We start from the raw sequence: 20,218 nt of genomic DNA on the forward strand, positions 1-20,218 counted from the left end.
TTACCGGCTTTAATAACAACAACAAACAGGAGAGACCCCCATGTTTGGCTTGTCCCACGATACCTATCTGCTGCTCGATGCAGTGGTGACCATCATCGGCCTGATCGTGTTGATCACCCGGTTCAAAGTCCACCCGTTCATTGCCCTGATCATCGCCGCAGGCTTTCTCGGCCTGACCTCGGGCATGCCCGTGGACAAGATCATCAAGGCCTTCCAGGACGGCTTCGGCGGGGTGCTCGGCTTTGTCGGGATTATCCTCGCGCTGGGTACGATGCTCGGCAAGATGATGGCCGATTCCGGCGGTGCCGATCAGATCGCGCAAACCCTGGTGCGGGCCTTCGGCAAGGAGAAGGTGCAGTGGGCAATGATGTTCGCCGCGTTCCTGGTGGGCATTCCGCTGTTCTTCGAGATCGGTTTTGTGTTGCTGATCCCGCTGGTGTTTATCGTCGCGCGCCGTACCGGTGTGTCGCTGATCAAGATCGGCATTCCGCTGCTGGCCGGCCTGTCGGCGGTGCACGGCCTGGTGCCACCGCACCCGGGCCCTCTGCTGGCGATCGGCGTGTTCGGTGCCGACATCGGCAAGACCATTCTCTACGGCCTGATCGTCGCGCTGCCTACGGCGATCATCGCCGGCCCGCTCTACGGTTCGTTTATCGCCAAGTACATTCCGGGCAACCCGTCCCAGGAACTGGTAGACCAACTGGCCAGTGAGCAACCGGAATCCAAGACCCTGCCGAGCTTCAGCATCACCCTGATCACCGTGCTGCTGCCGGTGTTCCTGATGCTGCTGAAAACCTTCGCCGACGTCGCCCTGCCGGACGGCCACGTGATCCGCAACTGGATGGACATGATCGGTCACCCGATCACCGCCTTGCTGCTGGCCTTGCTGTTGTCGCTGTACACCTTTGGCCATCGCCAGGGCATTGGCTCCAAGCAAATCCTCAAGCTGCTCGACGCCAGCCTGGCGCCGACGGCTGCGATCATCCTGATCATCGGTGCCGGTGGTGGTTTCAAGCAGATGCTGGTGACCAGCGGCGTAGGTGATGTGATCGGCCATATGGCGGTGACCGCGCAGATCAACCCGATCCTGCTGGCCTGGCTGGTGGCGGCGGTGATTCGTGTGGCTACCGGTTCTGCGACGGTGGCGACCATTACCGGCGCCGGCATTGTAGTGCCGGTGGTGGGGATGATTCCGGGGGTGAACCGCGAGTTGCTGGTATTGGCGACGGGGGCGGGCTCGCTGGTGCTGTCTCACGTCAACGATGCGGGGTTCTGGCTGGTGAAGCAGTACTTCAATATGACCGTAGCCGAGACGTTCAAGACCTGGACGGCGATGGAGACCATTCTGTCGGTGGTGGCGTTGGGCTTTATCATGTTGCTGTCGCTGGTGGTCTAGGCGGTAAGTGATCGTTCCCACGCTCCGCGTGGGAACGCATCCTGTGACGCTCCGCGTCACAAGCGGACGCAGAGCGTCCAAGGCGGCATTCCCACGCAGAGCGTGGGAACGATCATTCCTGCCGTTGGATCGGGTCAGGCGTCAGCTTTCTTGACCAGCCCATCCGCCCGGAACATCGCCCGGATGCCCCGCACCGCCTGGCGAATCCGGTCCTGGTTTTCGATCAGTGCAAAGCGCACGTGGTCGTCGCCATACTCACCAAAGCCAATCCCCGGCGACACACACACCTTCGCCTCAAGCAGCAGCTTCTTGGCAAACTCCAGCGAACCCATTGCGGCGTACGCCTCGGGAATCTTCGCCCAGACGTACATCGACGCCTTCGGGTTCTCGACCATCCAGCCCAGCTCATGCAGGCCTTTCACCAGCACGTTACGGCGCTGACGGTACTGCTCGGCAATGTCTTTCACGCACTGCTGATCGCCTTCCAGCGCCGCAATCGCCGCCACTTGCAGCGGGGTGAAGGTGCCGTAGTCGTGGTAGCTCTTGATCCGCGCCAGGGCGTTGACCAGTTCCGGGTTGCCCACCATGAAACCGATGCGCCAGCCGGCCATGTTGTAGCTCTTGGACAGGGTGAAAAACTCCACCGCGATGTCCTTGGCGCCCGGCACTTGCATGATCGACGGAGCTTTCCAGCCGTCGTAGACGATGTCGGCGTAGGCCAGGTCATGCACCACCAGCACGTCGTACTGCTTGGCCAGGGCGATCACCCGTTCGAAGAAGTCCAGTTCCACGCACTGTGCGGTGGGGTTGGACGGGAAGCCGAGGATCATCATCTTCGGCTTGGGAATCGAGCCACGAATCGCACGTTCCAGTTCAGCGAAGAAGTCCACCCCCGGAATCAGCGGCACCGAACGCACCTGGGCGCCGGCAATCACGGCACCGTAGATGTGAATCGGGTAGCTGGGGTTGGGCACCAGCACCGTGTCGCCCTGGTCCAGGGTGGCCAGCATCAAGTGCGCCAGGCCTTCCTTGGAACCGATGGTCACGATGGCTTCGGTTTCCGGGTCGATGTCCACTTCGTAGCGGTCTTTGTACCAGCGCGAAATCGCCCGGCGCAGCCGCGGAATGCCTTTGGAAGTGGAGTAACCGTGGGTGTCTTCGCGTTGGGCGACGGTGACCATTTTTTCCACGATGTGCGGTGGAGTGGCGCCGTCCGGGTTACCCATGCTCAAGTCGATGATGTCTTCGCCGCGCCGACGCGCAGCCATCTTCAACTCGGCAGTGATATTGAACACGTAAGGGGGGAGTCGATCTATGCGCGCAAAGCGGCGCGGCGAACGGGGTTCGGCCATTGTTGCCTCGAAATACGTAAGCGCCCGGAACCGTCCGAGCGACGTCGGCCACTGCGGTGGCCTGCGGGGCAGACAATACGGTCGGTGATGGCCAATTGTCCAGATGCTGTGGGAAAAATTTCTGTTTGGAGTGCGACGGGGATATGCCCCTATACTCGACGCGGGTTTGTTCCCTCATAAGAAGGAGACTGTTCAGATGGATCAACAGACAAAACTGCCGTTACAGCCGCGCATGGAAGAGGGCAAGGCCCTGGTGATCGCGGGTGTGCAAGGGCGTTATTCAAAGGCCACGATTGGCGATATTCCCAAGTTGTGGGCGTTGTTCAACACCTGTTTCAAAGACATTAAAAAGCGCGTTGGCGGCGTGACCTACGGCGTGTGCCACAACGCCAAACACGGTGAATTCGACTACCTGGCGGGCATCGAGGTGCCGGCCAGGGGCGATGTACCGAGCAACTTCCAGTCGATTGAAATCCCGGCCCATCGCTATGCCGTGTTCCCGCATTTTGGCCCGGTGCAGGCGCTGGCGCAGACCTATGAACGCATCATGTTCGAATGGCTGCCGGCCTCCGGGTACAAGGTGGTCGGGGCTGATTTTGAGCGCTACAGCGCCGATTTCGATGTGGGTAAAGGCACGGGTTCCGTGGAAATCTGGATCCCGATCAACGCCGAATCCGCCTGACAGCGCCACCGGCAGGAGCGAGCACGTTCGCTCCTGCAATGGCCTCTCAATACAGCGTGGCCTTGACCCGCTCCGGCATCTCGCGGTCATAGGCTTCGGCGTCGAACGCCCCATCATTCAAGCGCTTGTGAAACGCCCCGGCGGAGGGCAGTGCCGAGCGATCCAAGTGCTTTTCCGGGTTCCAGCAATCGGAGCGCACAAAGGCTTTGGAGCAATGGAAATACGCCGCCTCCACCTGCACCAGAATCACCGAACGGGCCGCTTTGCCATTTACCGCAAAGCTCTCCAGCAACTCAGGCTCGATGGAAATCTGCGCCCGGCCATTGACCCGCAACGTCTCGCCAATGCCCGGGATGATGAACAGCAACGCTATGCGCGGGTCCACCACCAGATTGCGCAGGGTGTCGAGGCGGTTATTCCCCGGCCGATCCGGAATCGCCAACGTGCGCTCGTCGATAATTCGTACAAAACCTGGAACATCGCCACGGGGCGAACCGTCGATGCCGTCCGGGCCGGATGAACTCACCACCACCAAGGGTGACGCGCGGACCATGGCCTGGTAATCCTCGTTGAGAAACGGGATTTCCTTGCGCACGGCCCGCTCGTGGGGGAGGCCGTAGAGGGTTTCGAGTTGTTCCAGGGTTGTTAGCATCTTCACCAGCTCCTTATTGTTTAAAACACCCACGCCAACCGGCGCTCATACCCAATCCGCCCCTTATACGCCTCCCCGCTGTCCACCCAGCCCTGCTGCAAATACAGCCCCATCGCCGCCACATTATCCGTGTCCACCGACAGCTCCAGCGCCTTGATCTGCGGCCAGACCAGGCGCGCGGCGGCGGGGAGGGCTTGCAGGCAGGCTTTGCCAAACCCCAGGCCTTGCTGATGGCGATCGACTTGCAACGCGTGCAGCGTGGCGCTGTGTTCATCCGCCCAATGGGGCAGGCAGGGTGGGCGTTTGAGCAGCAGGAAGGCCACGGGAATGTCGTCGGCGAGTAACGCAAAGCCTGCCACGCCGGGATTCGGATTGACCAGCAGGGTGTTCAGCGCACAGTAGATATCGCCGGAAAAACCCAGTTGTTCGGGATGCACTTCCAGGGCGTTGAGTTGCTGTTGTTGCAGGGCAGTCAACGTCTGATAGGCGACGAGGCGGGTTTCCATCGGCGTAGCATCCGAAATCCTACAAAGAAGCGCGGATTCTAGCGGGTTTGCGGTAGTCGCAATTATTTTTTGCGGGACTGTCGATTGGCCTGGGGCTCAGTCGACTAAGGGTGTCTTCAGTGATTTTTCCCGCAAGGAGTATCGCCATGAGCACCGCAATCAGCAGCTTGATCGAACAATGGAAACAGGCGGTCACCGCCAAGGATGTCGAGAAGATTGTCAGCTTTTACGCCGACGATATCGTCGCGTTCGACGCCGTTAGCGCCCTGCAGTTCAAGGGCATGGCCGCCTATCAGGCGCACTGGAAGGCGTGCATGGAGTTCTGCCCGGGCCCCGGGGTTTTTGACTTCCATGAGATGCGTATCGTCACCGGCGATAACAGCGCCTTTGCCCACTGGCTCGCGCACTGTGGCGGCACCGGGCCCGACGGCGTACTCAAGACCTGCTGGATGCGCGTCAGCGCCGGCTACCAGCGCGTTGGCGGCGAGTGGAAAGTGGTGCATGAACATTGGTCGGCACCCTTCGACATGGAAACCGGCGCCGGTCTGTTCGACCTGAAACCTTGAGCGCCGCGAACTATAGTCAGTTGTCCGAAAACGGAGAATCCCATGAAATACCTCTGCCTGATCTATAGCAACGAACAGGTGCTGCACGATTCGCCCGACAGCCCCAAGGACCCGGAATGTTTCGCCTATGGCCAGTCCGTGCAGGCCAGCGGGCGCATGCTCGCTGCCGAGCCGCTGGAGTCGGTGAGCACCGCCACCACCGTGCGCATGCGCAACGGCAAGTTGTCGATCACCGACGGACCGTTTGCGGAAACCAAGGAGCAGCTCGCCGGGTTTTACCTGATCGAAGCCAAGGACCTGAATGAAGCGATCCAGGTGGCCGGCGGCATACCGGCGGCTCGGGTCGGCAGTGTGGAAGTACGCCCCGTGCGTGAATTGAATCTCTGATCACAACAATAAAACCCAGGAGGTTTCCCATGAGCATTCAACCCAAACCCGCCGAATTTGAACTGTCCATCAGTCGCTTGATCGATGCCCCTCGCAGCCGCGTGTTCCGCGCCTGGACCGAGCCGGCCTTGTTGCAGCAGTGGTGGGGCCCACACGGCATGACCACTCCCGAGTGCGAAATGGACCTTTGGGTGGGTGGGCAATTTCGCACGCTGATGCGCGCGCCGGACGGCAGCGAATACCCGACCCAAGGCGTATTCCTGGAGATTACCGCCCCCAGTCGGCTGGTGTTTACCGACGCCTTCACCCCCGGCTGGATCCCTTCGGGCCAGCCATTCATGACCGCCGAAGTCACCTTCGAAGACGTCGACGGCAAAACCCTCTATACCGCCCGCGCCATGCACTGGAGCGCCGAAACCAAGCAGGCCCACGAAGCCATGGGCTTTCACGAAGGCTGGGGACAGAGCCTAGACCGGCTGGTGACGCTGGTGACCGAAGGCCTGCGCGATTGACGGTGCAGGCCCGGGTTGAAGCGGTTTATCGCAGCGAATCGCGGCGCATCCTGGCGACCCTGATTCGCTTGCTTGGCGATTTCGACCTGGCTGAAGAAGCCTTGCACGAGGCGTTCTTCGTCGCAGTCGAGCGCTGGGGGCAGGATGGTGTGCCGGATAACCCCCGGGCCTGGCTGGTCTCGACCGGGCGCTTCAAGGCCATCGACCGTTTACGTCGCCAGGCGCGTTTTACCCCGTTGTTGCAGGCGCAAGCCGATGCGCTGGAAGCGGCAGACTGGAGCGTTGAAGACGTGGAAGACGACCGCCTGCGCCTGATCTTCACCTGCTGCCACCCGGCGCTGGCGGCGGATGCCCAGGCGGCGCTGACCTTGCGTGAGATCTGCGACCTCACCACCGAGGAAATCGCCCGGGCGTTTCTCGCCACGCCCACTAGCATCGCCCAGCGCATCGTGCGGGCCAAGGGCAAGATCCGCGAAGCGAAGATCCCCTATCAGGTGCCATCCCTGGCGGAGTTGCCCGAGCGCCTGGACAGTGTGCTGCGGGTGATTTACCTGGTGTTCAACGAAGGCTATTCGGCGTCCATGGGCGCCGACCTGACCCGTGAAGACCTGACCCGCGAAGCGATTCGCCTGGGCCGTTTGCTGATGGAGTTGTTGCCGGAGCCGGAAGTGATGGGCTTGCTGGCGCTGATGTTGCTCCACCAATCCCGGCGCCCGGCACGCACTTCGGCCGGCGGTGAGTTGGTGTTGCTGGATGAGCAGGACCGTTCGCTGTGGGATGCGTCGTTGATTGCTGAAGGATGCGCCCTGGTGGAGAAATCCCTGACCACACGCCGCTTCGGGCCCTACAGCCTGCAAGCAGCGATTGCGGCGGTACACGCTGAAGCCGTGAGCGCCGATGAGACTGATTGGCCGCAGATCGTCGGGCTGTATGACGTGTTGCTTGGAGCGATGCCATCGCCGGTGATCGAGCTGAATCGCGCGGTGGCCGTTGCGATGCGCGATGGAGCGCAGGCCGGTTTGCAATTGGTGGACGCCATTCTGGCGCGGGGGGAGTTGGTGGACTATCACCTGGCGTACTCGGCGCGGGGCGAGTTTTGTCGGCGATTGGGGCGAGTGGAGGACGCGCGGCGGGCGTTTGAACGGGCGCTGGCATTGACCCAGCAAGTGCCCGAAAAGCGCTTTATCGAGCGGCGATTGGCCGAACTCAAATAGTGCAGGCGCCGGAGATCCAAATGTGGGAGCGGGCTTGCTCGCGAATGCGGTGTGTCAGTCAACATTTCAGTGACTGATCCACCGCATTCGCGAGCAAGCCCGCTCCCACATTTGTTCGATGTTGTCTTGATGAATGAGTTACGGCTGCTGACGCGTCGCCGCCAACACGATCTCGCGAATGCACACATGCTGCGGCTGCTGGTAGGCATAGGCAATCGCCGAAGCCACATCATCGGCGCTCAGCACGGTGCCGCCCATGTCCTGTTTCCACGCCTGGTAGCCGGTCTTGATGGCTTCGTCAGTGGTGTGGCTCAGCAGTTCGGTTTCCACCGCGCCCGGCGCAATGGTGATCACACGCACATTGTGCGGCGACATTTCTTCCCGCAGGTTTTCCGAAATCCCATGCACGGCGAACTTGGTGCCTACATAGGCGACGTGGTTGGGGAAGGTCTTGCGCCCGGCTACCGAGCTGACGTTGATGATGGTGCCACCCTTGCGCTCGACCATGCTGCCAGCCACCGCATGGATGCCGTTCAGCAGACCCTTTACGTTGACGTCGAGCATCTGCTCCCACTGTGCCGGGTCCTGTTCGCTGACCGCGCCCAGCAGCATCACGCCGGCATTGTTGATGAGTGCATCGGCCGGGCCGAATTGCGCTTCGGCTTCTTTCACCGCTGCCACCAGCGCAGCGCGATCGGTGATGTCGACACCGCGACTCAAGGTGTTCGGCAACTCCAGCGCATTCAGCCGGTCGATGCGGCGGGCCAGCAGCAACAGCGGGTGGCCGGCGGCCGACAGCAAGCGCGCAGTCGCTTCGCCAATGCCCGAACTGGCACCGGTGATGATGATCAATGGCTTGCTCATGGTGGAACTCCTGAAATAAGAAAAACAAATAACTGAACGTGGCGCGCAGTATATTTAGCCCTCGGCTGGCTGAAAAATGCCTTATTCCTCTGTCTGTCATCGGTATTAACTATGGATGTGCGTCATCTCAAGGCGTTTCTCGCGGTATTCGAGGAACGCAATATCACCGCCGCCGCCCAGCGCCTGTTCATCAGCCAGCCGACGTTGTCGGTGACTATCAAGCAACTGGAAGAAGAGCTGGGCGTGGCGCTGTTTCTGCGCCAGCCTCGTGGGGTCGAGGTCAGTGACGAGGCGCGGGTGCTGTACCCGCAAGCCCGGCGCATGGTGGCCGAGGCCGATGCGTTGAGCCGGTTGTTTCGCGGGCGCGAAAACCGCATCGCCCTGGAACTGGGGGTGGAAGGCGATATTGCCGACAGCCAGATCGAAACTTTCCTGCGCATGGCGCACCAGGGCCTGCCGGGTTTGCTGCTGACCTTGCAGGAAGGCTGCGAAGGAGAAGGGCGCCTGGCGGTAGAGGAAATGTGCTGCGAGGACGAATTGTTCCTGCCGCTTTGGGAAGAGTCCTACGTGATGGCGCTGCCGATTGCGCACCCGATGGCGGCGGGCGGCAAGGAGCAGGCCTGGGCGCCGATCGAAGACTGGATCACCTGCCCGCAGCATGATTCCCACCAACGGCTGATGGCCTTGTACGGCCGCTCGCCCCAGGCGGTGGCCGGGCATGCCGGTTCGTTGACCCAGGCATTGCACATGGTGGCGGCCGGTGTCGGCGTGGCGATGTTGCCGCAGTCGCTGGCGGCGGAGCGGGGCGGGGTGGTGATTCGCCCCTGGCACCTGCCGGCACCGACGCGCCGGGTGGGGTTGTGCTTTGCCGCCCAGGCCCTGGAGTTGCCGGCGTTGCGGGCCTTGCATGAGTATTTCCAGAACAACCGCCCGCCGCAGATTGAAGCCGCCTGACGGCGCCTTTGAATTCACCGCAAATTCAATGTAGGAGCTGGCTTGCCTGCGATAGCGGTGGTGACTGACACACCGCTATCGCAGGCAAGCCAGCTCCCACATTTGATCTTCATTGTTGCGAATAGTGTGTTTCGGCGTTATTCCAGCATCTTGCCCAGCAACCAACTGCCGGCCGGGCCGGGCGGATGCTGGCGTGACCACAACGCGTCCACCGCCACCGAGCGCGGCCAGCCCCGGGCCTTGATTTCACACAGGTGGTCGCCGCCAAACCGCTCCACCAGCCAGCGCGGTAGCGGTGCCCAGCCAAAACCCAGTTGTGCCATTTCCATCAGCATCAGGTAACTGGGCGCTGACCACACCCGGCCCAGGCCGCGGGTTTCATTCGGGTTGATGATGCTCGCCAGGCGCAGTTCGCGGTGTTGTTCCAGGGTTTGCTGGTCGATGTCCGCAAGGTTCGCCAGCGGATGTCTGGGTGAGACAAACAGCGCGATTTCCGTGCGCTCTTCCACGGTGGTGCTGGTGAGGTCCGGCGGGTAAACCTCCTGCATCTCGATAAACGCAATCTGCGCCCGGCCACTTTGCACCAGGGCGATCAAGTCCTCGCATTCGGCGATCAGGCATTCCAGCTCCAGGTCCGGGTAGCGCTGTTCGAAGGCGCTGAGGGCGGTTTCGAAACGGTCCGACTGATACGTATCGGACATCGCGATACTCAGCTTCGGTTCCAACCCCTGGGATAACTGACTGGCCGCCAACTCCAGGCGGCTGCTGGCTTCCAGCACCTGCTCGGCGCGTTGCAGCAGCACGTGCCCGGCCGGGGTCAGCGTCGGCTTGCGGCTGCTGCGATCAAACAGCACCACATCCAGGTCAATCTCCAGGCTGGCCACCGCCGCGCTGACGGTGGACTGGCTCTTGCCCAGCTTGCGCGCCGCCGCTGAAAACGAACCGTGGGTCGCCGCCTGCACAAACGCCTGAAGCACTTCGTGGGATGCCATGACTATCGCCTTGATCGATGGTTACTGGTTATGAAGTATCGAGTCAAAGGGTAATGATGGCAACCATCGTCACTCACGGAGAACGGGTCATGACACCCACTAAGTCGATTACTGAACGCGTTTGGCAGGCCATTGGTTTTGAAGGTTTGGCCTTGTTGATCTGTACACCGCTGCTGGCGTGGATCATGGATAAACCGGCCCTGGAGATGGGCGTCGTGACCTTGGCCATCAGCCTTATGGCACTGGCCTGGAACGTGATTTTCAACGGCCTGTTCGACCGTCTCAAGGCGCGCCTGCAACTGTCCGGCGGGGTGTGGACCCGCGTGCTGCATGCGTTGATGTTTGAAGGCGGGCTGGTGGCGATCTGTGTGCCGTTGATTGCCTGGTGGCTGAACATCAGCCTGATGCAGGCGTTTATCCTCGACATCGGCGTGTTGCTGTTTTTCCTGCCGTACACCTATGTGTATCACTGGGCGTATGACGCCGCGCGGGAGCGGATTATGCAGAAACGGATGCGCACCGCGTAGGAGTCAGGCTTGCCGGCGATGGCGATTTTGGATACGTCATCGCCGGCAAGCCAGCTCCTACAGGGGTTGTAGGGCGGCCACAAAATCGAGGAATGCCCGCACCTTTGCCGCCGGCAAATGCCGCGATGGGTAGAAGGCATACAACGGGAAGCGCTCGTCGGGCCAGTCGGGAAATAACTCGATCAACGCGCCGGATTCCAGCGCCGGTGCCAGCCCAAGGTCGAGCATTTGCGCCACGGCATGGCCGTGTTCGCACACGCTGTACAAGGTCCCTGCATCGTTGACCACCAGCCGCCCGCTGGTGGCGATGTTGACCTGCTCGCCCGGCCGGTGGAATTCCCAGCCAAACGGCCGGCCGGTCTGGGAGTCGCGAAAGTCGATGCACACGTGCTGGCCGTCTTCCAGGTCCTTGGGGTGTGAAGGGCGACCATGCCGCTCGAGATAAGCTGGCGAGGCCAACGTCAGCACCCGCACTTCCATCAACTTGCGGGCGATCAGCGAGGACGATTGCGGAATGCCAAAACGGATGGCCAGGTCAAAGCCATCCGCCACCAGGTCCCCGAGTTGATCCCGCGTGTGCAGGTCCAACTGCAGCTGCGGGTATTGGCTCATGAATTCACCCAGCACCGGCCCCAGCACCAGCCGCGAAAAGTACGGGTCGATGTTCACCCGCAACCGCCCGCGAACCGTCAGGGCGCTGTCGGCCGCCGAGCTGGCGGCTTCTTCCAGGCCGGCCAGCAGCGGGGCGATTTCCTGGTAGAAACGCCGGCCCTCGTCGGTCAATTGCACCGAGCGGGTGGTGCGGTCGAACAGGCGGATTCCCAGGCGTTTTTCCAGCCGCGAAATGGCCCGGCTGACCCCCGAAGGCGTCATCTCCAGGCTGTCGGCGGCGCGGGCGAAACTGCCGCTGTCGACCACGGCGGCCAGTACGCCCATGCCACCGGCCAGTCCTGGATCAAAACTCATGGGTGATTGCCTGTCAGGTATCCGAAAGCATTGATGCTAGCGGAGAATCCGAGCGCGTTACAGAAACATCCCGCCCGAGGCCTCGACCCGTTGCCCGGTGATCCAGTTGCTGCCGTCGGCCAGCAGGGTGGAAATCGCTCCGCCAATGTCATCCGGCAAGCCCGCGCGACCGAGGGCGGTGTTGTTGGCGACCATCGCGTTCACGTCCGGATTGTCGCGCACCACGCCGCCGCTGAAGTCGGTGGCAATCGCGCCGGGGGCCAGGGTGTTCACGGTGATGCCACGGGCACCCAGTTCCTTGGCCTGGTAGCGGGTCAGCACTTCCACCGCGCCTTTCATCGAGGCGTAGGCCGAATAACCCGGCAGGCTGAAGCGCGCGAGGCCGCTGGAGATATTGATGATGCGGCCACCGTCACTGATCAGCGGCAGCAGTTTCTGGGTCAGGAAAAACGGGCCCTTGAAGTGGATCGCCACCAGTTGGTCGAACTGCGCTTCGGTGGTGTCGGCGAAGCTGGCGTGGGCGCCGATCCCGGCGTTGTTGATCAGGAAGTTGAAGTGCGCCTGGCCGAATACGTCCTTCAATACCGAGCCGACCTGGGCGGTGAACGCCTCGAAGGTGGAACTCTGGCTGACGTCCAGTTGCAGCATGGCCGCCTTGCCGCCCAGCGCTTCGACTTGGGCGACCACGGCCTGGGCTTCGTCCGCCGCGCTGTTGTAGGTACCGATAATGTCGACGCCTTGTGCCGCCAGGTGCAGCGCAGCGCTTTTGCCCAGGCCGCGGCTGGCGCCGGTGATGAGTGCGATTTTACGGGTCATGGTGAAGTCCTCGGGGCGTGTGATGGTTAGTGGGACTGAGTGTATTTGTCCGGCCATAACGTGATAAACAGAGCTAAACCGGAATCACTGGCCGGATAAGGCGAACAATCCCATGAACAAACTAGAGTTGTTGCGTACCTTCGTGCGCGTTGCCGAACTGTCGAGTTTCACCCAGGCGGGCGAGAGCCTGGGCTTGCCGCGCTCCACGGTTTCCGAGCATGTGCAGGCGCTGGAAGAGTTGCTGGGCGCGCGCCTGTTGCAGCGCACCACGCGCAAGGTTCAGGCGACCCAGGACGGGCGCGTGCTGTATGAGCGCAGCAAGGATTTGCTGTCGCACATGGAAGAGCTGGAAGGCTTGTTTCGCCAGGATGAAGCGCAGCTGGCGGGGCGCATTCGGGTGGACATGCCCAATGTCATGGCCCGGGAATTGATCCTGCCGCGCCTGCCCGAGTTCATGGACCTGCACCCGCTGATCGAGCTGGAAATCAGCAGCACCGACCGCCAGGTTGATTTGCTGGCGGAAGGTTTCGACTGCGTCTTGCGCGTCGGTGCGCAGCCGGACCAGTCGGTGGTAGCCCGCTTGTTGTGCAGCATGCCGATGATCAACTGCGCCAGTGCTGCGTACCTGAAGCGTTACGGCGTACCCAGGACGCTCGCTGATTTGGCTCACCATCAGTTGGTGCATTACGTACGCCCGCTGGGTTCACGTTCCCCAGGGTTTGAATACGTACAAGGCAACAAGGTGCAGCGGATTTCCATGGCCGGGCGCGTCACGGTCAACAGCACCGACGCTTACCGGGCGGCGTGCATCGGTGGCTTTGGCCTGACCCAGGTGCCCGCCCTGGGCATTCACGATCAACTGGCCAGCGGCGAGTTGGTGGCGGTGCTGCCGGACTATCCGGCGCCGGCACTGGACGTGTCCCTGCTGTACGCCGGCCAACGGCATTTGCCGCTGCGGGTGCGGGTGTTCATGGATTGGCTGGCCGCCACCTTGCAGGCTGCTTTCAACGCCGGGCAGACAACTGCTGCGGCGCCAGGAATGCATCATGGAAGTAATCCCGAAACGCCTGCATCGCCGGCGTGAAATCGCGCTCGCGGTGCCAGGCCAGGCCGACGCTCATGGGCGTGACCTTGTCGGTGACGCTCACGGTTTCGATGCGTTTGCCTTCCAGTGACCACGGGCGATGCACCAGGTCTGACAAGATCGCCACGCCGCTGCCGTTGGCGACCATGCTGCGCACTGCCTCCACCGAACTGGTGCGCAGCCGCACCTTGGGGGTTTGCCCGGCCTGTTCCCAGTAGCGCATGGCGCTTTGTTCGGCTTCGTCGACGGTGAGGAAAATGTACGGCTCCCTGGCCACATCGGCGAGGCTCACGGCGGGGCGTTCGCACAACGGGTGATGGCTGGGCAGCCACAGGCGGCGTTCGGAGTTGAAGAGGATTTCCGAGACGATATCCGCGTGGGTGAGGTTGGCGGTGAGCACCACGGCCATGTCGAACTGGCCGTTGAGCAGGCCGTGTTCGATGGCCTGGCGTTCCTGTTCGAACACCTCGATGGTCACGTCCGGGTGCCAGTGTTCCATGCGCTGCAAGTGGTGCGGCAGGAAGTAACCGAGCACGGTGTAGCTGGCGGCCACCCGCAATACGCCGCTGGCGCGGTAGTCCGGCAGCGGGCTGTTCAGGGCATCGTCGACGCTGCGCACAATCACATACGCCCGGTTGAGGAAATGCCGCCCGGCGTCGGTCAGGCTCATGCCCTGGGCCGAGCGCACGAATAGCTGCGCGCCGAGCATCGCCTCCAGCTCCTTGATCGCGGTGGTCACCGCCGATTGGGAGATGTTCAGGTGAATCGCCGCCTGGGAGATCTGGCCGATTTCGGCGGTGGCGACGAAGTAGCGGATTTGGCGCAGGGTCAGGGACATTGGTTTCTCCGCTCGTTCCCACGCTCTGCGTGGGAACGATCAGTATCGGGTATCTGATTTTCAGAAGATGGGCCATCTGATAATAGATCTTCCCAAGGGGTCAAGGGGCAGCCTAATTTCCATCGCAAGAACTTCAACGGAGCGACCCCGATGCAGGCAGTGGATTTCAACTCTGACATGGGCGAAGGCTTCGGCCCCTGGACCATCGGCGACGGCGTCGACAGCGAACTGATGGCCTACATCAGCTCGGCCAACATCGCCACCGGCTTTCACGCCGGCGACCCGGGCACCATGCGCCGTACCGTCGAACGCGCCAAGCAGTTGGGCGTGGCGATTGGCGCGCACCCGGGGTTTCGCGACCTCGTAGGTTTCGGCCGACGCCATATCAACGCCCCGGCCCAGGAGCTGGTGGACGACATGCTCTATCAACTCGGCGCCCTGCGGGAAATTGCCCGGGTGCAGGGCCTCACGCTGCAACACATCAAGCCCCACGGCGCGCTGTATATGCACCTGGCGCGGGATGAAGAAGCGGCGCGGTTGCTGGTGGAAAACCTGCAACGGCTGGAGCCCACGCTGCTGCTGTATTGCATGCCGAATTCGGTGATCTGGCGTATCGCCAAGGAACTCGGCCAGCCGGTGGTGCGGGAGTTTTATGCCGACCGTGAGTACGATCTCACCGGCTCCATCGTGTTTACCCGCAATGTGCGGGCGCTGGATCCGGCGACGGTTGCGGCGCGCGTACTACGGGCTTGCCAGACCGGGCTGGTACGTACGGTGGAAGGGGAAGACCTGTTTATCGAATTCGATTCCATCTGCCTGCACAGCGACACCCCCGGCGCCCTTGAACTGGTGGAAGCCACCCGTGAAGCGCTGGATCAGGCGGGCATCGAAGTGCGCACACCCCGCTGACCGACACCGGTGCCCAGACACCGGGTCTGATTGATTTTTTGCCTGCCTTTCTACAATGATTCCAAGAGGAACAGACATGGCTGAATCTTCTCCGATCCGCTACAGCTTTGGCGGTGATGAACACCTGTTTGCCGAGGTCAGCGAGAGCATGTCCCTGGAGGCTTTCTTCAAGGGCATGGCCGTCACCCGCGCGGTGGAACGCCTGGCCCTGGACGGTGTGCTGGACGTCTGCCTGGCAAATGCCTCGTTCCAGATTCGTTTCGACCCGGACCGCATCGCGCCCCACGTGCTGCTCGACGCGGTACAAAGCGCCGAAGCCCAGGCCGTGGCCGAACGTACCTTGCACACCCGCATCATCGAAATCCCGGTGCTGTACAACGACCCCTGGACCCATGAAACCCTGATGCGCTTTCGCGACCGTCATCAGGACCCGACCGGTACCGACCTGGAATACGCAGCGCGGATCAACGGCCTGGCGGATGTGGACGCGTTTATCGCGGCCCACAGTGGCGCGCCGTGGTTTGTCTCGATGGTGGGGTTTGTGGCGGGCTTGCCGTTCATGTTCCAGATGGTGGAACGCGAGCGGCAGTTGCAGGTGCCCAAGTACCTGCGCCCACGCACCGACACGCCGAAATTGACCCTCGGCCACGGCGGCTGCTTCGGCTGTATCTATTCGGTACGCGGCGCCGGCGGTTACCAGATGTTCGGCGTCACCCCGGCGCCGATCTACGACCCGCAACAGCAACTGGCTTACCTGAAAGAGCACATGGTGTTCTTCCGCCCCGGCGACATCGTGCAGTTCAAACCCATGGACCGCGACGCCTATGACCTGGCCGTGGCAGAAGTGGACGCAGGGCGCTTCGACCTGCGCATCCGCCCGGTGGAGTTTTCCCTCGACGCCTTTCTCGCCGACCCCATCGGCTACCCGAAAACCTTGCAGGAGGCGCTGGCATGATCAAGGTACTCAAACCCGGCCTCGCCACCTCCGTGCAGGATCTTGGCCGCGAAGGTTATTACCACCTCGGCATCCCGCCATCCGGCGCCCTGGACCAATACGCGTTGAGCGCGGCCAACCACCTGGTGGGCAACCCCATCGGCGCTGCCGGGCTGGAATGCACGTTGATCGGGCCGGAGCTGGAGTTTCAGCAGGATGCCCTGGTGGCGTTGTGCGGGGCGCTGATGTCGCCGCGCCTGGACGGCGTAGTGGTGCATCAGGACACCGCGTTTGAAGTGCGCGCCGGGCAAGTGCTGCGCTTTGAATTTCCCAAGGCCGGCGCACGGACTTACCTGGCGGTGGCCGGTGGCATCGATGTGCCGCTGGTGTTGGGCAGTCGCTCGACTTACACCCTCGGCGCATTGGGCGGGTTTCAGGGGCGGCGGCTGGTGGAGGGTGATGAACTGCCCGTGGGCGAAGCCAGCGGCAAAGGCCGGGCGGGGAACAGTTTGCCCATGGCGTTGCGCCAATCGGTGGGTGGGGACGTGACCCTGCGGGTGGTGCCGGGGCTGTACTACGAGCGCCTGACGCCCGCCGCCAAAAGCAGCTTTTTTGCCGAGCCCTGGACGGTGGGGTCGGAGGCCGACCGCATCGGCTATCGCTTCAAGGGCGGCAATGCCTTGAGCTTTCAGCCACGGGAACAGCCGTTTGGCGCCGGGTCCGATCCGTCGAACATCGTCGACAGTTGCTACCCCATCGGTTCGATCCAGGTGCCGGCGGGTCTGGAGCCGATCGTGCTGCACCGGGACGCGGTGTCGGGCGGGGGCTACGCGATGATTGGCACGGTGATCAGTGCCGACCTGGATCTGATCGGGCAGATGCAACCGAACCAGCGGGCGGGGTTTGTGGCGGTGACGCTGGAGGAAGCGTTGGAGGCGCGGCGGGTGTACAAGAAGCGGCTGAAGCTGATGGGCGGGTTGTTTAGCACCTGAACTCACCACTGAACCCAATGTGGGAGCGGGCTTGCTCGCGAAAGCGGAGTGTCAGTCAATAAGTCTGTGACTGAGCCACCGCATTCGCGAGCAAGCCCGCTCCCACATTTTTATCGGGTTGTGTCAGAACAATTGGGTGAATAGCCAGTACAGGCTACCCGATAACAGAATCGCCGCCGGTAACGTCAGCACCCAGGCCATCAGCAAGTTGCGGATGGTCTTCATCTGCAAGCCACCGCCGTTCGCCACCATGGTCCCGGCCACACCCGACGACAACACATGGGTGGTGGACACCGGCAAGCCATACATGTCTGCCGCGCCGATGGTCAGCATTGCCACCATCTCGGCGGATGCGCCCTGGGCGTAGGTCAGGTGGGTCTTGCCGATCTTCTCGCCCACGGTCACCACGATACGTTTCCAGCCGACCATGGTGCCGAGCCCGAGGGCGATGGCCACGGCGATCTTGACCCACAGCGGGATAAACCGTGTGGCGTTGTCGATCTGTTGCTTGAACAGTTGCAGCTTGTTCTGGGTGTCGGCGTCGAAGTTGCCGACCTTGCCCTTGTCCATCAGGCGGATGGTTTCGCTGGTCAGGTACATGTCGTTACGCACGTTGCCCACGGCCTCGGCCGGAACGGCGGCGAGGGAGCCGTAGCTCTTCACTTCCTCACCGATATGCCCGGTGATGGCCGCCAGGGCGGGCACCAGTTCCGGGGTGGCTTCCTTGGTGCGTACGTAGGTCGACAAGGTGCCGCGAGAGTCGGCGGGAGCCAGTTGCGGCGCCGCTTTTACCAGGGCGGCCTGGGTGACTTCGGCCACCGCGGCAAACTGCAACGACTCACCGGCCGGCATGGTGCGGTTCAACGCGTAGGCCATCGGCAGGGTGCCCACCAGGATCAACATGATCAGGCCCATACCTTTTTGGCCGTCGTTGGACCCGTGGGCAAACGACACACCGGTGCAGGTGGCGATCAGCATGCCGCGAATCCACCAAGGCGGCGGGGTATCGCCTTTTGGCGCTTTGTACAGCGAGCGATTTTTCACGAAGGCCCGCAGCGCCAGCAACAGCAGGGCGGCGAAGGCGAAGCCGATCAGCGGCGACAGCAGCAGCGCATAACCGATCTTGATCGCCTGGCCCCAGTCCACACCGCTGGTGCCGTCGCGGCCATGCATCAGGGCGTTGGCCACGCCCACGCCGATGATCGAGCCGATCAAGGTGTGGGACGACGACGCCGGCAACCCCAGCCACCAGGTGCCGAGGTTCCACAGGATCGCGGCGATCAACAGCGCGAAGATCATCGCAAAGCCGGCGGAGGAGCCGACCTGCAAAATCAGCTCTACCGGCAGCAGGGCGATGATGCCGAACGCCACCGCGCCGCTGGATAGCAGCACGCCGAGGAAGTTGAAAAAGCCCGACCACACCACCGCGAAATGCGGTGGCAATGAGTTGGTGTAAATCACCGTGGCCACCGCGTTGGCGGTGTCGTGGAAGCCGTTGACGAACTCGAAGCCCAGGGCGATCAACAGCGCCACGCCCAGCAGCAGGAACGGCGTCCAGGTGGTGACCACCGTGCCCAGCTCGTGCATGTCGTGCATCAGGCTGTAGGCGGTGAACAACAGGCCCATGGCGAGTACGGCGAAGAAAATGATCACCGTCACCAGGCCCGGTTTTTTGTCCAGGCGCGGTTTGGGATCGTTGGTGACGGAGGCGGTGGAGGCGGTCAGCGAAGGGGTTGCCATGCCGGAACATCCAGTGTTGAGAGAGGATATCCGTCATGATCGTTGCAGAATGTTACAGAGATGCTGCGGCAAATCAGTGTTTAGGGAATTGAAGTTGCCGCCGGTCTATAAAACACCGCCGATAAAATGTGGGAGCTGGCTTGCCTGCGATAGCGGTGTATCAGTCACCACCGCTATCGCAGGCAAGCCAGCTCCCACACTTGATCGCATTTCAAATTCAATAATCCTTGCGCTTGCGGAACGCCCAGCGTCCGGCAATCAGGGTGAATGTCGCCACCAGCGCCACCAGAATCCAGAAGCCTTCCGGATCTGTGGAGAGCGGCACGCCACCAACGTTCATGCCAAAAAAACCGGCAATGATGTTGATCGGCAACGCCAGCACCGTGACCACGGTCAGGGTGAACAACGTGCGGTTGCTCTGTTCGTTGAGGTTGGCGGCGATCTCTTCCTGCAGCAGCTTGATGCGCTCACCCAACGCCATCAGGTCGTTGATGATCAGCGCAAACTCCTCGGTGGATTTGCGCAGCTCTTTCACGTCTTCCTTCTGCAGCCACTGGGGCGGACGATTGAGCAGCCGCAGCAACGAGCCCGGCTCCAGCGCCAGCAACCGTTGCAGGCGCACCAGCACCCGGCGCGCGGCACCCAGTTCGGCGCGGTTGGTGGACAGGCGTGACGACAGCAACTGGTCCTCGATCTGGTCGACGCTGAGGCTGGTCTTGCGCACGATCTGTGTCAGCACCTCGCCCTGGTCCCGCAGCAAATGCACCAGCAGTTCCAGCGGCGAGCGAAAGTGTTCACCGGCCTTAACCGACGAGCGCAGCTTGTCCACCGAATGCAGCGGTTGCAGGCGCGCGCTGATCAGCAGCCGACTGCGGGCGCACACCCATAGGGTGGAAATGTCTGAAGACACCATGCTGCTGAAGTTGAAGACCACGTCGTTGACCACCGCCAGCAAGGCCGAGTCCACGTGTTCGATGCGGGTGGAGCGTGAGCCTTCGTGCAAGGCTTCGAAGAATTCTTCCGGCAGGTTCAGGTGCGCCTGCATCCAGCGCTCGCACGCGGCGTGGGCCAGGTTCAAATGCAGCCAGAGGAATTCGTCGGGGTCACCGGGCTGCTGCAAGGCCGCAAGGGCAGTGGCTGAATCTATCTGTTCGCCCTTTTCACCGGGGCGGAAACGAAAACCGTAGAGCAAGCCAAACAGGTCGGAGTCCTGGTGGCTGTGGTCGATGCTGTGGTTCATGGAGGCTCGCAGGGAAAGTGCCTGTAGGAAATTTCACAGGTTCACTTGAGCGCATCATGGCAACTGAATTTGACGCTTTTGTGACGGTTTGAGGT

At 62.0% G+C, this 20,218-nt stretch carries 22 protein-coding genes; 12 read left to right on the plus strand and 10 right to left on the minus strand.

Going from position 1 to position 20,218, the window contains the following annotated elements:
• Positions 1–40: 40 nt before the first annotated feature.
• On the plus strand, positions 41–1,396 hold the full coding sequence (locus tag HX814_RS03590; protein ID WP_008431626.1) for a GntP family permease: 1,356 nt from the start codon (positions 41–43) through the stop codon (positions 1,394–1,396).
• Positions 1,397–1,530: 134 nt separating this feature from the next.
• Here the strand turns inward: HX814_RS03590 and alaC are convergent, their stop codons facing one another.
• Complete coding sequence (gene alaC, locus HX814_RS03595) at positions 1,531–2,748, minus strand: alanine transaminase (RefSeq protein WP_003213096.1); 1,218 nt, start codon at positions 2,746–2,748, stop codon at positions 1,531–1,533.
• A 196-nt stretch (positions 2,749–2,944) separates the two neighbouring features.
• On the opposite strand from alaC, the gene HX814_RS03600 reads away from it, so the two are divergent.
• Positions 2,945–3,430, plus strand: a complete 486-nt coding sequence (locus tag HX814_RS03600; protein WP_177008458.1) for a GyrI-like domain-containing protein — start codon at positions 2,945–2,947, stop codon at positions 3,428–3,430.
• 46 nt (positions 3,431–3,476) lie between these two features.
• On the opposite strand, the gene HX814_RS03605 is transcribed toward HX814_RS03600, so the two are convergent.
• Both HX814_RS03605 and HX814_RS03610 read right to left on the minus strand, forming a co-directional pair.
• Complete coding sequence (locus HX814_RS03605; RefSeq protein ID WP_003213099.1) at positions 3,477–4,082, minus strand: pyridoxamine 5'-phosphate oxidase family protein; 606 nt, start codon at positions 4,080–4,082, stop codon at positions 3,477–3,479.
• 20 nt (positions 4,083–4,102) lie between these two features.
• Positions 4,103–4,588 carry an N-acetyltransferase gene (locus HX814_RS03610; RefSeq protein ID WP_177008457.1) on the minus strand — a complete coding sequence of 162 codons (486 nt, stop codon included), beginning with the start codon at positions 4,586–4,588 and terminating at the stop codon, positions 4,103–4,105.
• Positions 4,589–4,734: 146 nt separating this feature from the next.
• Here HX814_RS03610 and HX814_RS03615 point away from each other — a divergent pair, with 146 nt between their 5' ends.
• Genes HX814_RS03615 through HX814_RS03630 form a run of 4 tightly spaced genes read left to right on the plus strand, consistent with a single transcriptional unit; the run spans position 4,735 to position 7,267 of the window.
• Positions 4,735–5,154, plus strand: a complete 420-nt coding sequence (locus HX814_RS03615; protein WP_177008456.1) for a nuclear transport factor 2 family protein — start codon at positions 4,735–4,737, stop codon at positions 5,152–5,154.
• 42 nt (positions 5,155–5,196) lie between these two features.
• Positions 5,197–5,541 carry a YciI family protein gene (locus HX814_RS03620; protein ID WP_003213107.1) on the plus strand — a complete coding sequence of 115 codons (345 nt, stop codon included), beginning with the start codon at positions 5,197–5,199 and terminating at the stop codon, positions 5,539–5,541.
• A gap of 29 nt (positions 5,542–5,570) precedes the next feature.
• A complete protein-coding gene (locus HX814_RS03625) occupies positions 5,571–6,053 on the plus strand; it encodes an SRPBCC family protein (RefSeq protein WP_003213108.1) in 483 nt (160 codons plus the stop codon).
• A 2-nt stretch (positions 6,054–6,055) separates the two neighbouring features.
• The gene (locus tag HX814_RS03630; protein ID WP_177008486.1) at positions 6,056–7,267 is read left to right on the plus strand and encodes an RNA polymerase sigma factor; all 1,212 of its coding nucleotides are present in this window, start codon (positions 6,056–6,058) and stop codon (positions 7,265–7,267) included.
• 138 nt (positions 7,268–7,405) lie between these two features.
• Here HX814_RS03630 and HX814_RS03635 read toward each other — a convergent pair whose 3' ends face one another.
• Positions 7,406–8,131 carry an SDR family oxidoreductase gene (locus HX814_RS03635; RefSeq protein WP_008431641.1) on the minus strand — a complete coding sequence of 242 codons (726 nt, stop codon included), beginning with the start codon at positions 8,129–8,131 and terminating at the stop codon, positions 7,406–7,408.
• 111 nt (positions 8,132–8,242) lie between these two features.
• Between HX814_RS03635 and HX814_RS03640 the strand changes: the two genes are divergently transcribed.
• Positions 8,243–9,085, plus strand: coding sequence for a LysR family transcriptional regulator (locus HX814_RS03640; protein WP_177008455.1), 843 nt, complete (start codon positions 8,243–8,245; stop codon positions 9,083–9,085).
• A 137-nt stretch (positions 9,086–9,222) separates the two neighbouring features.
• On the opposite strand, the gene HX814_RS03645 is transcribed toward HX814_RS03640, so the two are convergent.
• Positions 9,223–10,077: a LysR family transcriptional regulator gene (locus HX814_RS03645; RefSeq protein WP_087693158.1), complete on the minus strand. Its 855-nt coding sequence runs from the start codon at positions 10,075–10,077 to the stop codon at positions 9,223–9,225.
• Positions 10,078–10,166: 89 nt separating this feature from the next.
• Here HX814_RS03645 and HX814_RS03650 point away from each other — a divergent pair, with 89 nt between their 5' ends.
• Positions 10,167–10,604, plus strand: a complete 438-nt coding sequence (locus tag HX814_RS03650; protein WP_087693157.1) for a multidrug/biocide efflux PACE transporter — start codon at positions 10,167–10,169, stop codon at positions 10,602–10,604.
• A gap of 57 nt (positions 10,605–10,661) precedes the next feature.
• Here the strand turns inward: HX814_RS03650 and HX814_RS03655 are convergent, their stop codons facing one another.
• The gene (locus HX814_RS03655; RefSeq protein ID WP_102605209.1) at positions 10,662–11,570 is read right to left on the minus strand and encodes a LysR family transcriptional regulator; all 909 of its coding nucleotides are present in this window, start codon (positions 11,568–11,570) and stop codon (positions 10,662–10,664) included.
• 57 nt (positions 11,571–11,627) lie between these two features.
• Entirely contained in the window at positions 11,628–12,386 is a 759-nt protein-coding gene (locus HX814_RS03660) for an SDR family NAD(P)-dependent oxidoreductase (RefSeq protein ID WP_003211435.1), read from the minus strand.
• Between the two features lie 112 nt (positions 12,387–12,498).
• Between HX814_RS03660 and HX814_RS03665 the strand changes: the two genes are divergently transcribed.
• Positions 12,499–13,470: a LysR family transcriptional regulator gene (locus HX814_RS03665; protein WP_177008454.1), complete on the plus strand. Its 972-nt coding sequence runs from the start codon at positions 12,499–12,501 to the stop codon at positions 13,468–13,470.
• Here the strand turns inward: HX814_RS03665 and HX814_RS03670 are convergent.
• Positions 13,391–14,308 (minus strand): LysR family transcriptional regulator, encoded by a 918-nt coding sequence (locus tag HX814_RS03670; protein WP_003211439.1) that lies wholly within the window; start codon positions 14,306–14,308, stop codon positions 13,391–13,393. The two genes, HX814_RS03665 and HX814_RS03670, sit on opposite strands and share 80 nt — an antisense overlap.
• A gap of 150 nt (positions 14,309–14,458) precedes the next feature.
• Between HX814_RS03670 and HX814_RS03675 the strand changes: the two genes are divergently transcribed.
• From HX814_RS03675 to HX814_RS03685, 3 genes are all read left to right on the plus strand, one after another.
• Positions 14,459–15,217, plus strand: coding sequence for a 5-oxoprolinase subunit PxpA (locus HX814_RS03675; RefSeq protein WP_003211441.1), 759 nt, complete (start codon positions 14,459–14,461; stop codon positions 15,215–15,217).
• A 76-nt stretch (positions 15,218–15,293) separates the two neighbouring features.
• Positions 15,294–16,172, plus strand: a complete 879-nt coding sequence (locus HX814_RS03680) for an allophanate hydrolase subunit 1 (protein WP_008432967.1) — start codon at positions 15,294–15,296, stop codon at positions 16,170–16,172.
• Positions 16,169–17,143: a biotin-dependent carboxyltransferase family protein gene (locus HX814_RS03685; protein WP_177008453.1), complete on the plus strand. Its 975-nt coding sequence runs from the start codon at positions 16,169–16,171 to the stop codon at positions 17,141–17,143. The genes HX814_RS03680 and HX814_RS03685 overlap by 4 nt, the downstream gene beginning before the upstream one ends.
• A 123-nt stretch (positions 17,144–17,266) precedes the next feature.
• Here the strand turns inward: HX814_RS03685 and HX814_RS03690 are convergent, their stop codons facing one another.
• Together HX814_RS03690 and HX814_RS03695 are read right to left on the minus strand one after the other, a co-directional pair.
• Positions 17,267–18,883, minus strand: coding sequence for an inorganic phosphate transporter (locus HX814_RS03690; RefSeq protein ID WP_008432964.1), 1,617 nt, complete (start codon positions 18,881–18,883; stop codon positions 17,267–17,269).
• Between the two features lie 217 nt (positions 18,884–19,100).
• Positions 19,101–20,123, minus strand: a complete 1,023-nt coding sequence (locus HX814_RS03695; RefSeq protein ID WP_003211449.1) for a transporter — start codon at positions 20,121–20,123, stop codon at positions 19,101–19,103.
• Positions 20,124–20,218: the final 95 nt, after the last annotated feature.

The organism is Pseudomonas sp. C8002 (genome assembly GCF_013385765.1).
Lineage (GTDB): Bacteria > Pseudomonadota > Gammaproteobacteria > Pseudomonadales > Pseudomonadaceae > Aquipseudomonas.